Origin of the sequence: Cecembia rubra (assembly GCF_003014575.1) — a bacterium.
Classification (GTDB): Bacteria; Bacteroidota; Bacteroidia; order Cytophagales; family Cyclobacteriaceae; genus Cecembia_A; species Cecembia_A rubra.
Genome location: NZ_PYGF01000001.1, coordinates 182,482 through 198,986, shown reverse-complemented (window position 1 = coordinate 198,986; position 16,505 = coordinate 182,482). Strand labels below are relative to the sequence as shown.

The 16,505-nt window shown below is 38.1% G+C and carries 11 protein-coding genes; 3 read left to right on the top strand and 8 right to left on the bottom strand.

The features are described from left to right. Position 1: 1 nt before the first annotated feature. The 6 genes from CLV48_RS00815 to CLV48_RS00790 form a co-directional block, all read right to left on the bottom strand. A complete protein-coding gene (locus CLV48_RS00815; RefSeq protein ID WP_106566064.1) occupies positions 2 to 1,933 on the bottom strand; it encodes a hypothetical protein in 1,932 nt (643 codons plus the stop codon). 265 nt (positions 1,934 to 2,198) lie between these two features. After that, entirely contained in the window at positions 2,199 to 2,528 is a 330-nt protein-coding gene (locus CLV48_RS00810) for a hypothetical protein (RefSeq protein ID WP_106565348.1), read from the bottom strand. Positions 2,529 to 2,619: 91 nt separating this feature from the next. Continuing rightward, complete coding sequence (locus CLV48_RS00805; RefSeq protein WP_106566063.1) at positions 2,620 to 4,011, bottom strand: arginine decarboxylase; 1,392 nt, start codon at positions 4,009 to 4,011, stop codon at positions 2,620 to 2,622. Positions 4,012 to 4,137: 126 nt separating this feature from the next. Then, positions 4,138 to 4,623, bottom strand: coding sequence for a hypothetical protein (locus CLV48_RS00800; RefSeq protein WP_106565347.1), 486 nt, complete (start codon positions 4,621 to 4,623; stop codon positions 4,138 to 4,140). Positions 4,624 to 4,725: 102 nt separating this feature from the next. Next, positions 4,726 to 5,136, bottom strand: coding sequence for an RrF2 family transcriptional regulator (locus tag CLV48_RS00795; protein ID WP_106565346.1), 411 nt, complete (start codon positions 5,134 to 5,136; stop codon positions 4,726 to 4,728). A gap of 60 nt (positions 5,137 to 5,196) precedes the next feature. After that, the gene (locus CLV48_RS00790) at positions 5,197 to 6,072 is read right to left on the bottom strand and encodes a sulfite exporter TauE/SafE family protein (protein ID WP_106565345.1); all 876 of its coding nucleotides are present in this window, start codon (positions 6,070 to 6,072) and stop codon (positions 5,197 to 5,199) included. A gap of 116 nt (positions 6,073 to 6,188) precedes the next feature. Between CLV48_RS00790 and CLV48_RS00785 the strand changes: the two genes are divergently transcribed. Then, a complete protein-coding gene (locus CLV48_RS00785; RefSeq protein ID WP_106565344.1) occupies positions 6,189 to 6,575 on the top strand; it encodes a hypothetical protein in 387 nt (128 codons plus the stop codon). Between the two features lie 63 nt (positions 6,576 to 6,638). Here CLV48_RS00785 and CLV48_RS00780 read toward each other — a convergent pair whose 3' ends face one another. After that, positions 6,639 to 9,200, bottom strand: coding sequence for a TonB-dependent receptor (locus CLV48_RS00780; RefSeq protein WP_106565343.1), 2,562 nt, complete (start codon positions 9,198 to 9,200; stop codon positions 6,639 to 6,641). Between the two features lie 394 nt (positions 9,201 to 9,594). Between CLV48_RS00780 and CLV48_RS00775 the strand changes: the two genes are divergently transcribed. Further along, entirely contained in the window at positions 9,595 to 12,837 is a 3,243-nt protein-coding gene (locus CLV48_RS00775) for a TonB-dependent receptor (protein WP_106565342.1), read from the top strand. Between the two features lie 462 nt (positions 12,838 to 13,299). Continuing rightward, positions 13,300 to 15,390: a glycogen debranching protein GlgX gene (glgX, locus tag CLV48_RS00770; RefSeq protein ID WP_245889440.1), complete on the top strand. Its 2,091-nt coding sequence runs from the start codon at positions 13,300 to 13,302 to the stop codon at positions 15,388 to 15,390. Here glgX and CLV48_RS00765 read toward each other — a convergent pair. After that, positions 15,380 to 16,477 (bottom strand): methionine aminotransferase, encoded by a 1,098-nt coding sequence (locus tag CLV48_RS00765; RefSeq protein WP_281261099.1) that lies wholly within the window; start codon positions 16,475 to 16,477, stop codon positions 15,380 to 15,382. The genes glgX and CLV48_RS00765 overlap by 11 nt on opposite strands. Positions 16,478 to 16,505 lie beyond the last annotated feature (28 nt).

Sequence of the window (16,505 nt, the reverse complement as noted above, 5' to 3'; positions counted from 1 at the left end):
GTTATAATTCCAACAAAGATTCAAGTTTGCTTACCGACATTCTCCTACTTATGCGCCGCTCAAGCCTCCTCGTATCATCTTCCCTTAAAGCTTCCATTCTTTCAAATAACTTTTCTATTTTACTAAGCCAGGTCTTCAATTCGGTGTAATCTTGTTCTGATGCCAATCCTTCGAAATAAAAATTAAGGAGAGTTTCAGCACTTTCATATAATCTGGTTTTTGAACGCTGATCATAACGGGTGTAGGTAAAAGGATTAAACAATTCCTCCATGTACAATTTATCCAACTCTTCAGCTTTTTTATACAATTCGATGATGTTTGGATATTTGTTCTCCAACTCCTCCAATAGGTCCATCATAATCCTTGCCAAATCTTTTTTATTGTTAAAATCATCTTCTTTGGCAAATCGCTCATTGATCTTGTCAAAGCCATTTCCCAAAATATTTTTCCTAATAGAAGTAACTAGATCCAAGGTCCTGGAATCTAAACCTGAGGATTGTAAATAAATAGCCTCAGTTTTGTCCTTTCTTTCTTGTATTTGATTTTGGATTTCCCTTAAATCTTCATCTTGTTCTATTTTAGCCAATGTTCCATCAACTAGTTTTTTCACTTCCTGAGTTTTCTCACTCATTTGTTTGATATAATTGGCTAATGCAACATAAAAATCTTCCTGAAATTCCATTTTTTGGAAAACAATTTCCCTGGTTCTTATACTGTCTCCTAAATCATATTTGACAACATCTTTTTCTGTTAGGAAAGATAAACCCTCTGAATACAAAAATTCCAAATCAAAATACTGGATTTCCTTAGTCCTGAATAAGCCAATCAATTCGTTAAACTTGGATAATTTTTCTGCTTGGTGCTGAAAAAATGCATAAGCAAAAGAAAGGGTATCGGACCGTTGTCGGTTAAGTCGGAGAGAGTTGCGCTCATTATAATTGCTTACCAAGTCAAACAAGCGCTCGTATTCCAATGGTAAATCCTCCACAATTCGTTGTTGCTGCCTGCTCAGTTCAAAAACAAATCTTTTGGTGTGGATTGGGTAATTTATCAACTCACCTTTCTGGTTGACATAATCACCGTCATACCTAAGAACATCGGTCAAAAATTCAGTAATAAACTTGTTTCCGGAGTTCTGAATTGTGGCAAGTTTGGAATCGTTTAAAAATCCATCATTAAAAAATAGTCCAAATCTATCTTCAGCAACTTTAAAGCCCTTATTTTCCTTCCTATTAGCTTGATTTAATTTTTTGATGGTCTGATAAAATACCTCTTCTTCCAATATCTCATCAGATTCCAAGTCACGCTTGACGACGCCTAATAAAAAGCCGTCTACATAATTCCTGTTTTCTGAAACTAAAACGGATCCATCTCTATAAACAAATGTCCATTCCCCATCCATAAAACCATTTTGGTTCAGCTCACCCCTAATAAAATGAGTTCGAATATTCCCAAATGATTTGTATTGAAACTTTCCTATCAAATCTCCTTCCCGAAATAAAAATTCTTCTGCCTGAGATTTAGGATTGAGTTTTCCGTTTTTGTATTCACTTCTTTCAAAAGACCATCTACCATCAGGAACACCGTTTTTATAAGATGATTTCAACTTGATCTGTTCACTTTGAACACTATAATCCAATCTAAAATTATTTACATCATTTAGCTCGACAAAGTGCTTCTCCTCTAAATAATTCCAAAGACCGGTTTTTTTGTCTTGTTCATAAAAGCCTTCAACTATTGACTTAAAAATTGTAGTCCTGTCCTCTTTGTCTTTTTCAAGTCTTTGGAACTTAAAGTCCCCTTGCTTAATGAGGGATTCACCATCACCCTTAACAAATTCAAAAGAGACTTCACCTTTTAGACCATTAAAAGTATATTCCCCTTTGTATACTTCTTGCGCAGTCAAAATCGTCGGAAAAAGTATAATCATCATTAAAAAAACAAATAGTTTCTTCCATAATCCAGAGATTTTATCCGTAGAATTTACAAGATAAAAAAATTCTATTTTAACATAATTAAACACTATTTCAGGCACTTTAATCAGATCCAACCTAAACATCATCTATTACTGGTTTTCAAAATCGATTGCTACAAATAACCAATTTTTTGAAATGAATTCCCAAAGTTTTAAAACAAAAAAACGATTAGATTAAGATAAATTAAGATTTTTTAATTAAAAAATATAATATATACAACACTCAATTTGACTTTTTCAACACATAAAGCAAAGAAACAAATCCAAACCTTCCGATCTGTGATTCGGTAGGAATTTCACCATTCACTTTCTCTAAAACATAAATCTCCACTACATTGGCTCTTTTCTCTTTGGCTATTTTTAATAAATCTTTTTCTGCGTTTCTTAAAATCATATCCCCTCTATCAAGGTAATCCTTTGAGGTTTTCCTATAAAATGTCATACCCGACTTGTCTAACGGCTCCTCATATTTGTAAACTACCTGAATGTCCTTTCCTGAAATTTCCAGGATAAAAAACAAACTTAGAATAATACCTAAGAATTTAATATCCATATCTATATGACTTAAGTCATGTTATATATTGCTAATATAAAACAGAAATGGCAAAAAAAAGCATGATTTTTTCAAATCATGCTTTCGTTATTTATTGATAACCAAGTAATTTCATCATACTTTCACTGGTCTGTTCCGGTGCGAAGAGCCAATGTTTTATACTTCCATCCTTTTCCCTGTCTATGATTACATGTTTGGGAGCAGGGATCAGGCAATGCTGAATACCCCCATATCCCCCTAATGATTCCTGATAGGCACCTGTATGGAAAAATCCAATGAATTGTTTTTTACCTTGCTCAATTTTAGGCAAATAGATATTGAATTGGTGAGCCTCCGAGTTATAATAATCCATACTGTCACATGTCAATCCACCCAAATTGATATTGTGGTACTCATTTTCCCAATTGTTGATAGCCAACATAATATACTTTTGGTTAAGTCCCCAGCTATCAGGGAGTTGTGTGATAAAAGAACCATCAATCATATACCAAAGCTCCTTGTCATTCTGGAGTTTCTCTTCTAAAATAGAATAAAGCACTGCACCGCTCTCCCCTACTGTATAACTGCCAAATTCTGTGAAAATATGCGGCTCTTCAGTATGGTTTTTGGCACACATCCATTTGATATTTTTAACAATCTGTTCTGCCATGTACTGGTAATCATAGTCAAAAAAAACATTGTATTTGATTGGCCAGCCTCCCCCTATATCCATGGTGTCAAGACTTGGTGCTATTTTCTTCAGATCGACATATTTTTGAATAAACCGGGTCAATTCAGACCAGTAATATGCGGTATCCCTGATGCCTGAATTGATAAAAAAGTGAAGCATTTTTAGGCTGACATTGGGATTGTTTTTGATTTTCTCTTCATACAAGCTAAGAATATCATTGTACCTAACTCCCAATCTTGAAGTATAAAACCCAAACTTTGGCTCTTCATCAGCAGCAATTCTTATTCCTACCTGAAAAGGTACCTTTACATGCTCAAGGTAATAATCTATTTCGGTTAGGTTATCCAATACAGGGATACAGTTAACAAAACCATCATTGAGCAACTCAGTTATATACTGCTTATATAACTCTCTTTTGAAGCCATTACAGACAATATAGGTTTCTTTTGAAATCTTTCCCCGTTGATATAAACTCTTGACCAAGGTGATATCAAAAGTGGAAGACGTCTCTATATGGATATCATTTTTAAGCGCTTCATCCAAAACAAAACTGAAATGGGAAGATTTGGTGCAGTAACAATAGGTATAAGAACCTTTGTAATCATGCTTTTCTATAGCATTGCCAAAATAGGTCTTGGCATTCTGTATATTCTCAGATATTTTGGGAAGGTAGCTAAGCTTAAGGGGGGTTCCATAAGTCTTGATAATTTCCATCAAATTTACCCCATTGAAATAAAGCTCATTATTTTCTACATGAAACTCTTTGGTGGGAAAATCAAATGTTTGCTTGATGAGATCAATGTATTTGTTCATTCTTTCAGAAAGCTTGTTTTTGAAAACTAGCGCAAAATTTGCTTTTAATATTGGGAAATACAATCAAAAAAGGGGAAAATCCAAATAGAATTTCCCCCCAAAGCTCCTAATGGAGTTTGTAATTTCTTAATTGAAAAGTTCCTTCATCAATAATCGTTGGCTGTTTTCAAACAATTCTTCCTGTGAAATTACAGCAGCCAAAACCCGTCTGAATCTCAGATCTTTTTCCAGTTCTCTTTGCAGTCCGGACACATAACTAAAGGCATCTAACTCCTCATGGACATAAAATTTCAAAGTATATGTATCTATTTCCTTATGGTATTCTAATATCACGCCTTGAGGTTGACCTAATCTGATCAATCCATTAAAAAGCTGTTTCATTCTAATTTCTGAATGATTCAATTTAAAGTAAACCACCTTAAATATTTTTTCGGATTCAGGGAAATTAGGGAAATCAAAGCTACATACCTCAATGATATCAAACAATTCAACCTGCTCATACCATGGATATTGGGTATCAGGCATCGAAGTCCCCATGATTGGATCGTAAAATTTCTTCAAGGTTATCTCAGAATCTGGATACAGGGGCTGATAAGCAAAATTTGATTTCATATCGGTTCTACTAAGTAATTCAACATGGCTTCAAATGTAAAAGAGTTTTTTTTATTTTCCTAATTACCCTATCGTTTTTATAGGTTAATAAATAAAAAATTTTCACAACCCTGCCAAATCTGTTATTGACTTGTCCAAAATATGAACCATTTCTGTCCTTACCATGGCAAAAAGCTTCCTGATCCTGCAAGTTTCCTCATCTTCACACTCCAAACAGGGCTCATAGAATTTTTCAGAAACACAAGGAATCAGTGCTATGGGCCCATCAATAATCCGCATGATTTGGGCTACTGAAATTTCACTTGGTTTCTTTGCCAATACGTATCCACCTTCAGCTCCTCTAATGCTTTTTACGATTTGATTGGATTTGAGATCCCGAAGTATATTTTCTAAAAACTTATATGGAATTCTCTCTTCTGAAGAAATTGTTTTGGCTGATATAGGCTTGTTGTCCTGGTATTCATTCAAAAACAAAATTGTTTTGATAGCATATTTAGCCCTTTTTGAAAGCATAAATCTTTTTTTTGGGCTAAAATACGAAAATTTAAATTGAGAGAAAGGAAGTGGTTTGAATCAGAAAATAGCTAGATAAAATGTCCGGATACTCAAACCTATCACCAAAAGCCCAACCATCAATAAAAGGATTTTTGGATTGAGCTTTTTAACAAATAGCGCTGCAAACGGAGCGGCTATTACACCACCAATAATAAGACCTAGTATCGGGGCCAGATTAAGTTCTTTTATAAAAAAAACAAAAGTACTGGCACTTGCCAATGAGACAAAAATTTCGACAAAATTACCCGTCCCTATGGCAAACCTTGGTTGCTGCCCCTTTCCCATTAAAGTAGAATTTACAACAGGCCCCCAGCCTCCGCCTCCTATGGCATCCGCAAAACCACCAATACTAGCCAGATAAGGAAGGCTTTTCCCATTGGCGTCAAAGGGCTTAGATTGTTTTTTAAATATTTTCTTTAGGATCAAGAGTCCCATAAAAAAAAGATAGACCGCAATAAAAGGTTTGATAGCCATACCATCCACATTGGAAAGAAAATAAGCTCCTATAATAGCCCCCAAAACCCCAGGTATCATCAACCTTTTTGCCAAAGACCACTGGACATTACCCATCCTCAAATGTGAAATTCCAGATGCCAAACTGGTAAATACTTGGGCAAAGTGGACCCAAGCACTGGCAACTGCTGGAGGAATACCAATCCCCAACAATATAGAATTGGAAGAAACACCATAGGCCATCCCAAGTGCTCCATCAATAGTCTGTGCTATAAAACCTACCAGTAAAAACCATAAAAACATTTCTATATCCCATTTCTCCCCTCCCCCTACAAAAGTAAAGAATGATTTGTAGGCTACCAGCACCAATATTACCAAACTCAATCCAAAGAAAAAGGACCAAACTGGTTCTGACCTAAGTTTCAAAATTAACTTCTCCAATGTGTTTTAATTTTTAACTGCGTAAAAATAACTCACAATTCCTATATATCCTATTAATTTTGTAGGATAATATAAATTTTGTAACTTCGTTTATTCAGAGAAACAAATTCATTAGCATGAAAAAGAAAGTACTACTATCAATGATTGTAACATTTTCACTTTTTTATCCGGTCAAAAGTCAGGATTTAAAACCTGAAAAATCCAAACCAGAATTAAGTCTTGAAGGGATGTTGGGGGTTTCCTTTGGAAAAGATTTTTACGCTATGAACGTGGGTGGACCAGCATTGTTCTTAGTTATCAATGAAAATGTAAAAGTTGGAATAGGAGCCCTTCCATCTATTTATGTTTTAAATGGAAAAACAGGAGCAAGATTGGGAGTTTCCCCAAGAGTGGATTTCAAAAATCTGGTATTGATAGCTCCATTTTTCCATAAGGATACCAGTGATGAATGGATTTGGTCGGTCGGATTAGGTTATAAATTCCACAAAAAGCAAGCAAAATAAGGATTTGTAAAATTCACAAAATAAACTGTCAGGAGACCAAAATTTCTCCTGACAGTTTTTGTTTTAATGATCCGGTACCAGGTCAAAATTAAATTTTAATGTAATACCTATGGTTCTTGGATCCCCTAATACTGCTGCGATATGACCGGCATTTCCTGCACCAGGCAATAGCTGTTCAAAATATTGGGTATCGGTAAGGTTCCTGGACCATATGAACATAGAAAATCCATTGTCCCCTCTGAATCCGGTTCTCGCATTCAACAAACCATATCCATCAATGTTCATGAATTGAGAAGGCGATGGACTGCTGGAAAACTCTGACCTAAAGAAAAGTTCAGACCCTACAAAAAACTTGCCGCTAAGACCCAAAAACTTGGCTCCTTTGGTCCATTCGCCTCCAAAAGAACCTGCCCATCTGGAAACTCCAGGAAGCCTTCCCCCGGAAATATCCTTGAAACTCTCCCCTCCTACTTCCTCCAAAGGAACTGGGGCATTGGTAAACTTCACATATTTTCCATCCGTGTATGCCAAAGCTCCAAAAGCTTGAAATGACTTCCTTGGTTTAATGGAAAAATCAATTTCAACCCCTGATACATTTACACGTTCTGCATTGGCCAAAAAGCCCCTATTGACTGATAGATCGGGAGTTTGCACCAGTGTCTGGAAATTCTTTATGTCAGTAACATGGGCTACTATATTTAAGGTTGTATTTGATATTGGAGTAGTTTTAAGTCCTAATTCAATATGGCTTACATACTCAGGTTCAATTCTTGCCAATTCAATCATGGTTCTCCCTCCATCTCTTGGCAATCCGCCCAAATTGATACCTACGGGTTTGAAACTGGTAGAAAATGTCCCGAAACTATTGATCTTTTTTGAAGGCCTGTAAGTTAAGGTTAGCTGTCCGGAAAAATTAGACTCATCCACAAACGCTTCAAATTCCTGGTCATTGTAGACGGATTGTTGCAAGGCAATCAATGCAGGATCTTCCGTTTGTAGCCCACCATAGGTTTTCCTGTTGAAATACACCTGTTTCTCATCATAATTCCAACGCAATCCGGGAAGCAGGTTCAACTTTTCATTTATTTTCCAATCCAGTTGGCCAAAAACAGCTCCGCTAAAAGATTGAAGGCTATTCCTGGTCCTTATCCCAAATCCGTCCAATAATCCTGGGGTACGCCATAAGGGATTTTGATTGTTCTGGACAAACCTCCATTGATGGATTCCAGATTCCTCGGTATGGTAAGGCGAAGACCTTAAATCCTGCCATAAGCTGAAAACTCCGACTACTCCACTGAGTTTATTCGAAAAGTCCCCTGCATACCGGATTTCCTGAGACCATTGATCATGTCTGGAAGGTGCCTGAGACAAGCTCAAGGCCTGCAGCCCGGTAAAATCCCTGTCATTGGAAGGATCCCAGTTCCAATACCTCCAAGCGGAAGTGGAAGTCAAGGTCCCACCCCAAAGATCTGCATTTACATTAATCGATACACCACCTAGGTCACTGTCTGATCTCCAGGGAGTATCGTGGTCAATGATCCTGTCAAATGGATTGGTACTGGGCAGGACATAATCCAAATCCAGAATGATCTGGTTGAACTGTCTAAATGGGGCCCTCTTGGTTTCCACTACGCCCGCGACCACCTGTGCATAGCCATCTGGTCTTTGTCTGGTGACATCGGCCGCCACCAAAACTTCTACATTTTCTGAAGGGATATAAAGCAATTGGCCTCTTACACCAAGATTGTTCAGATTATTGGTGTATTTCTGTGTTGCTACATTATATATCAGCCCATCCCTTTTGGTTCCAGAAAATGATAACCTTCCCGCAAATTTTTTGGATAGTGCTCCGGTGACCGAACCCCTTGCCTGAATAAATCCAAAATTCCCAAAACTAGATTCTATGGTAGCATCAGGCTGGAATCTTGGTCTTCGGGTTGTAATATTGAATGCACCTGCTGTAGTGTTTTTTCCAAATAGGGTACCCTGAGGACCTCTAAGCACCTCAATCTGGTCAATATCAATGAAGTCCAACGCTGTTACCGCAGGTCGTGCAAAAAATACCCCATCTACATAAAACCCTACCCCTGGATCAATTCCATCATTGGTCAAACCAAAAGTGGATCCAAGTCCTCGAATGTTCAAGGTGGTATTTCTCGGGTTGGAAGAATAAAGCTGTACAGTTGGTACAAGCTCTTTTAGTCTATTGACATTGAAAGCCTGGGTTTCCTCCATTAATGCCCCCGATACAACCGAAACTGCAATCGGAACAGCTTGTATTTCTTCTTGTCTCCGTCTAGAAGTAATCAAGACCTCTTCCAATAAATTATCCTCAACTAGTGTAATAACAGACTCATTTTCAAGCACATTTGAAATTTGGATAATGGAGGACTTGAACCCGACGAAACTCGCCAAAATATTAAAAGGGGCTTGTTTATTGGTGACCAACCTGAACTTCCCGCTTTCATCAGCAATGGAATAATCACTTGTACCCTCAATCAGTACAGTTGCGCCTATTATAGGATGACCTGCTTCATCCCGGACTGATCCAGTAATGACCACCTGTGCATTAGCAAGGATAACAGGAAGGAATATTAGGAATTTCAGCAGTAATTTTTTTTTCATAAATATTTCTATTCAAGTAGTCGATTGATAGGAACTTTTATATCACACATATCATATCGATTTAGTATGATTTTTATAAAGCCCTATTTATCCGCAAAGGTAAAATCTGAAAAACAATATTCCTATATTTCCTACCTGTTTTATAGGGATTATTAATATTTTTTTTTTCACCCATTACATAATCTGCTGTGCCAAAAGATTATGGGTGGTATTTGTTGCCTAGTATTCATTAAACCCATAACAAGGGGTAAAATTCCCCAATTTGAGGAATAATAATTCCCCAACTCATGGATTTTTTATCCTCAAAATTCCATTTTAACCAACTTATTCACTTGTTTCCATATAGGCATAATATTGGGTTAAGAAAATGTAACTAAAACCAAAGTCTAATATTATGAAATCAACTTACTACAAAATACTCTATTGTATACTTACACTTTTTCAGCTTAACTATTTCATCTCTTATGGACAAGGCGTAACTAGTGCTGGCATGACCGGTTTGATTACAGATGACCTGGAAGAACCCTTACCCGGAGCAACTATACAAGCGGTTCATACACCCTCCGGAACTTCCTATACAATGGTAACCCAATCCAATGGTAGATTTAATATTCCCAACATGCGGACGGGTGGACCCTATAGGGTGGAGATTTCATTTATTGGTTTCGAAAAAAAAATATATGATAATATTTCCCTTTCTCTGGGCCAACGTTACGTCCTTAACGTAAAATTGAGTGATGAGGAATTTGAATTGGATGCTGTAACAATAGCCGGTTTTAGGGATAATCTATTGAATGATGAGAGAACAGGTGCGGCAACCACCATCAATAGGGAAGCCCTTACAACAATGCCCACCCTAAGCAGAAGTGTTCAGGACTTTACCCGATTAACGCCACAATCCAATGGAGAATCATTTGCAGGGCAAGATCCTAAAGCTATCAATTTTTCCTTGGATGGGAGTATATTCAACAATGCCTTTGGGTTGACCGGCTCTATACCGGGAGCACCCACGAATTCTACACCAATTTCCCTTGATGCCATTGAAGAAATTCAAGTCAATATAGCTCCATATGACGTAACCCAGGGTGGCTTTACTGGGGCTTCCATCAATGCAATTACACGCTCTGGAGATAACGAGTTCAGAGGTTCTGCTTTCTTTAATACAAGAAATGAACGCATGGTGGGCAATAATGCCAGAGGCTCTGATGTGGTGACAGATGATTTTCTGGTCCAACAGTTCGGATTCAGGTTAGGTGGTCCAATTATCAAAAACAAACTTTTTTTCTTTGTATCAGGAGAATCCGAAAGGAGATCAGATCCCAATTCCCCTTTTATTGCCGATGCCCCCGGTAGGACCGGTGCCAATGTGACCAGGGTTTTAAAATCTGACATGGATGAACTCAGGAATTTTTTGGTCAGCAATTTCAATTATGACCCTGGACTTTATGAAGATTACAACTTGCCTACTATTTCTGATAAATTCTTGATCAAATTCGATTATAACATCAATGAAAAACATCAGCTCAGCGCCAGGTTCAACACCTTGATCTCTTCGAGAGACCGGCCAGTGGCAAGAACTTCCCTCGGATTTGGAGGAAGAAACCAAAACCTTTTTTCCCTAAATTTCCAAAACTCCAATTATCTACTCAATGACAACATTTACTCTGGCATAATTGAGCTCAATTCTTCGTTTGGAAATAAATTCTCTAATGAACTGCGGTTTGGACTTACCTCTAATAGAAATTTCAGAAGCTGGGAAGGAGGTAATTTCCCAATGGTGGACATTCTTCAGGATGGAAGAAACTATATTACATTTGGAACTGATTTATTATCCCCAAACAGGGCATTGGATTCAGATGTCTGGCAATTTCAAAACAATTTCTCAGCTTATCTAAATAACCACAGCATCACAGCGGGTATAAATTATGAGTTTTTTAATTTTGAATATACCTTCACTCCCACATTTTTTGGCCATTATGTATACAATTCTCTAGAAGATTTTTATAGGGATGTAGCAGGAGAAGAGGTTGAATTAAGGAGGTTCCAAAGACAATATTCCGCATTACCTGATGGGTCCATACCTACAGCTATTACCAGAGCTCACATCGCAAGTGCCTACATCCAGGATGAAATCAACCTTTCCACTGATTTCAAATTGACCTTGGGCCTAAGATTGGATGTGCCTTTTTATAACCAAACTGCCAGGTTCAATCCTGAAGCTGCTGACCTTGACTTTAGAAGGCCCAATGGAGAACCTATTTCGATAAGGACAGACAGGTTGCCTGATCCACAATTTATGTGGAGCCCGCGCCTGGGTTTCAATTGGGATGTACTCGGGGACAGGACATTCCAGATAAGAGGTGGTACAGGGCTTTTCTCAGGTAGACCGATATATGTCAATATTTCAAACATGGTCAATACCAACGGAATCTTGCAAGGCCAGATAAGAGAAGATAATACAACCAATTTTCCCTTTAACCCAGATCCTAACGCCTATATTCCTGTCAATGGCGGTTCTCCTGAAACCTATGATCTGGCTTACATCGACCCACGTTTCAGAAATCCACAGGTTTGGAGAACTAATATCGGTATTGATAAAGAAATCTTTGGTGGCATAGTGGGTACCCTTGAAGGGATTTATACAGCCCAAGTTAATGATCTTATTTTTTATGACTCCAATCTGTTGCCTCCAAGCCGAAATATGGCCGGTCCGGATAATAGGCCTCTGTATGGATTTTCAGATGAGGCCAATAGACGAAACCCTAACATCACCAATGCTGTAGTAATGGACAATACCTCTCAGGGATATTCCTACAGCTTGACATTCCAGTTGAAAAAATACTTTGATAATGGGCTTCATGCAATGGCAGCCTATACTTATGCCGTCGCAAAAAATATGGTAGATGGCAATACCCAGCATTTCCTGTCTTACGAAAACATCCATTCGGTAAGAGGTGGTAATTTTCCTCAGCTTGGATTTTCTTTAGATGATCAAAGAAACAGGCTGATCAGTTCAATAGGGTATAGAAAAGAGTATGGCAAAAATTATGCGACTGCATTATCATTGTTCTATGAGTTAAGAAATCAGGGGGTAGATTCTTATGTTTACAATACAGATATCAATGGGGACTTGATCGCAGGGAATGATCTGATTTTTGTACCGACAGAGACACAATTACAGGAAATGCAGTTTGCCCCTTTGAGCCTTAATGGAACTACCCTATCTGCTGACGATCAAAGGAGAATTTTCAATGATTTTATAATGCAGGACGCTCATTTAAGTTCCAGAAGGGGAATGTACGCTATAAGGAATGCTGTTCAATTTCCATTAGTAGGCAGGATGGATTTGTCCTTTATGCAGGAGTTTTTTATTAATTCAGGTGGCAAAAGAAACACTTTACAACTTCGGGCAGATATTTTCAATTTCACCAATTTACTGAATAACAATTGGGGAGTTGGACAAATCTTAGCGAACGAAAGCCCTATCGGAATAGTTGAGATTGATCCGGTCAGCAATGTGCCAACATACCGTCTAAACCTTGCAGGAAATGGATTTACTTCCCGGTCATTTGTAAGAACAGCAAACATTGGTGACGTCTGGCAAATGCAGCTTGGACTTAGGTATATTTTCAATTAAACCAAAGAAACAGGTGGGATCTTAGGGCAGGAACAATTAAGATCCCACTTCCTTTCCATAACCTGAGCATCTTTTCTTAGCCAAAAAAAGCAATTTTTAACATTATGTGAGTAGTTTAAATAGAAATCCTTATTTCTTCAGGGTAATCATTTATAAGGGGGATCATACAGATTGATATGTAAATCCGCAATTAGACCAGTAACCAATTTAAATTGGGTCTTGAATCAATCTGATATTAACAGATATTGGATCCGCCTCTGCGGACAAGTTATTCATTGATATTGGTTTGAAATCGAAGGTTTATTCTATTGTGATTATTCTACTGACAAGAAAGCGGACAATCATGCAGATTGATTATAAATATTGAAAAGCTGGCTTCAAGCCCATAATTTTTCTTAATTTCCACTTTGAAAAATAAATGCATGCAGAGTCAACCATTTTTTACCATTGAAGAACAAAAATTTGAATCGAAATTTTGAAGCAAAATTCGGACAAAGTTTTCCTATTGGCGCCACAAAATTGGACGGTGGGATTAACTTTGTAATTTATTCCAAACATGCTACAGGAGTAGATTTACTCTTTTTTGACCATGTTGATGATATCAATCCTTCCCAAGTTTTCAATCTTGATAAATCAAAAAACAAAACTTACCATTATTGGCATATTTTTATTGAAGGTGTCCCCACAGGCCAATTGTATGGTTACAGAATTTATGGACCCTATCTACCTGAAAAGGGCCATCGATTTGATCCATCAAAGTTGATATTAGACCCTTATGGGAAATCGGTATCCATTCCTAAAAATTATGACAGAAAGGCCTTGGCAAAATTTGGACTGGATCAGGTTCCAAGCATGAAGAGCGTTATAGTGGACCTTGAAAAATATGATTGGGAAGATGATCATCATCCCAAAACTCCTTTTTCACAGACTATCATCTACGAGCTTCATGTTGGGGGCTTTACCAAAAACCAAAATTCAGGAGTTGATTCCTTCAAAAGAGGTACTTTTCTGGGATTAATTGAGAAAATTCCCTATTTAAAAGAACTGGGAGTAACCGCTGTGGAGCTTTTGCCTGTTTTCCAATTTGATGTCCAGGATGCTCCTGAAGGGTTAAGTAATTATTGGGGATATAGTCCGGTTTCATTCTTTTCATTGCATCAAGGCTATAGCTCTGACCCTGACAATCCCTTGCAGGTATTGGATGATTTCAGGGATATGGTAAAAGCATTTCACAAAGCTGGAATAGAAGTAATACTTGATGTAGTTTTCAACCATACGGGCGAAAACAAGGAGGATGGGCCGACTTATTCTTTTAAAGGCATCGACAACAGTGTCTATTACCTCCTCAATGGGGACAAGTCCAAATATTTGGACTATTCCGGTACAGGAAATACCCTAAATGCCAATCAATCCATTGTACGGAGATTAATCCTTTCCAGCCTTCATTTTTGGGTAAGGGACATGCACGTTGATGGTTTTAGATTTGACCTGGCATCCATCCTTTCCAGAGATGAGAATGGCAATCCAGTTGAAAATCCCCCAATTTTATGGGACATTGAATCAGATCCGGTATTTGCAGGCACCAAATTGATTGCAGAAGCCTGGGATGCGGCAGGTCTCTACCAAGTAGGTAAATTCATTGGGGACAGCTGGAAGGAATGGAATGGTAAATTCAGAGATGATATCAGGGGATTTTTAAACGGTTACAAAGGAAAGGTAAGTGAATTTGTGACCCGGCTTATAGGTAGTCCTGATCTCTACCAGAAAAAAGACAGCATCCCCGAACAAAGCATCAACTTTGTCACCTGTCATGATGGGTTTACTTTAAATGATTTGGTTTCATATAACGAAAAACACAACCTCGCCAACAAGGAAGAAAACAGGGATGGGCATAATGAAAATTTGAGTTGGAATTTTGGAACAGAAGGGCCCACGGACAATCCAACAATCTTAGCCTTGAGAAAAAGGCAGATAAAAAATTTCCATGTGGTCAACCTACTCTCTATGGGAGCGCCGATGATCCTCATGGGTGATGAGGTTTGCCGTACCCAATTGGGCAACAATAATGCATACTGTCAGGATAATGAGATTGCATGGTTTGATTGGAGTCTTATAGAAAAGCATCCTGACATGTTACGCTTTACTAAAATGCTTATACAGACACGCCTCAAAAGAGGAACGGCTCATCCAGAATTCAATATGAGCTTAAAAGACCTCCTCAATCAACCATTGATCACTTGGCATGGTGCTAAACTCCATCAACCAGATTGGTCCTATAATTCCCACAGTATTGCTGTAACAGTCATTTCAATCAATAGAGAAATGGCCTTACATTACATTTTTAATGCCTTCCACCAAGAAATTGAGTTTGAACTGCCTACTTCAATTGGTAAATACAAAACAAAATGGAAGGCTTGGATAGATACTGCCCAGGATTATCCCAGAGATATATGTTTATGGGATGAAGCCAAACCCATTAAAAATGGAAAATACTTGGCCCAGGCCCATTCAACAGTTATTTTGCTGACCCAATTGGGGACTATCAAAAAGTAAGCTTTTGAAGTTTTCCCAATGCTTCCTCCAGTATATCATTGCCTTTAGCAAAACAAAACCTCAACAATTTGTGGTCCTTATTGTCATGATAAAAAACGGATACCGGAATACTGGCAACTCCAATTTCTTTGGTCATCCTTACTGCTAGATCATAATCCCTTTCCTCTGAAAGATGGGCATATGAGACAATCTGAAAAAAACTGCCCCGGGTGGGAGTAAACCTAAATGCTGTCTGCTTCAAACCATTACAAAATAAGTCTCTTTTCTCTTGATAAAACTGATCTAAAAAAAGGTACCTGCTGGGATCTTCCAGGAATTCTGCAAGGGCATATTGCATTGGAGTGCTGGTACTGAAAGTGAGAAATTGGTGAATTTTCCTGAATTCAACACTCAATGGTTTGGGGGCGAGGCAGTAACCGATTTTCCATCCTGTAATATGAAAAGTCTTTCCGAAGGAACCACATGAAAAGGTCTTTTCCCTCAATTCCGGATGGGATAAAAGTGGCAAATGTTTTCTTCCATCAAACACAATATGCTCATATACCTCATCGCTGACAAAGTATATTTCTTTATCTCTGGTTATTTCGGCTAGCTGATCTAAATCTTCTTGTGTCCAGACATAACCACAAGGGTTATGGGGTGTATTTACCATGATCAGACGTGTTTTTTCCGTGATGGCATCCTTGACCTTTTGCCAATCCACAGAGAAATCCGGAATATTTAAAGGTACAAATACCGGAATACCCCCATTGAGTCTAACTGCAGGAGCATAACTATCATATGCAGGCTCAAGAATTATGACCTCATCCCCTCTCCTAACTGTTGCGGTTACTGCTGCATAAAGGGCCTCAGTTGCACCTGAGACCACAGTGACCTCATCTTCAGGATCGAACTCCACATCATGTAAGTTCAAAACCTTTGAAGCGATCCTGCTTTTGAGTTCAGGCACACCGCTCATCGGTGCATATTGATTGTATCCCTGGTTTATAAACTCCTCTACCAAATCTTTTAGATAAGGATAAGTGTCAAACCCTGGAAAACCCTGAGAAAGATTGATTGCATTATAGTCTAAGGCCAACTTAGACATCACAGTAAAAATGGTTGTCCCGATATCA

Excerpts from the sequence above, each read along its gene's own strand:
- CLV48_RS00815 (WP_106566064.1), bottom strand. The coding sequence starts at position 1,933 with ATGATGATTATACTTTTTCCGACGATTTTGACTGCGCAAGAAGTATAC.
- CLV48_RS00810 (WP_106565348.1), bottom strand. The coding sequence starts at position 2,528 with ATGGATATTAAATTCTTAGGTATTATTCTAAGTTTGTTTTTTATCCTG.
- CLV48_RS00805 (WP_106566063.1), bottom strand. The coding sequence starts at position 4,011 with ATGAACAAATACATTGATCTCATCAAGCAAACATTTGATTTTCCCACC.
- CLV48_RS00800 (WP_106565347.1), bottom strand. The coding sequence starts at position 4,623 with ATGAAATCAAATTTTGCTTATCAGCCCCTGTATCCAGATTCTGAGATA.
- CLV48_RS00795 (WP_106565346.1), bottom strand. The coding sequence starts at position 5,136 with ATGCTTTCAAAAAGGGCTAAATATGCTATCAAAACAATTTTGTTTTTG.
- CLV48_RS00785 (WP_106565344.1), top strand. The coding sequence starts at position 6,189 with ATGAAAAAGAAAGTACTACTATCAATGATTGTAACATTTTCACTTTTT.
- CLV48_RS00780 (WP_106565343.1), bottom strand. The coding sequence starts at position 9,200 with ATGAAAAAAAAATTACTGCTGAAATTCCTAATATTCCTTCCTGTTATC.
- CLV48_RS00775 (WP_106565342.1), top strand. The coding sequence starts at position 9,595 with ATGAAATCAACTTACTACAAAATACTCTATTGTATACTTACACTTTTT.
- CLV48_RS00765 (WP_281261099.1), bottom strand. The coding sequence starts at position 16,477 with ATGTCTAAGTTGGCCTTAGACTATAATGCAATCAATCTTTCTCAGGGT.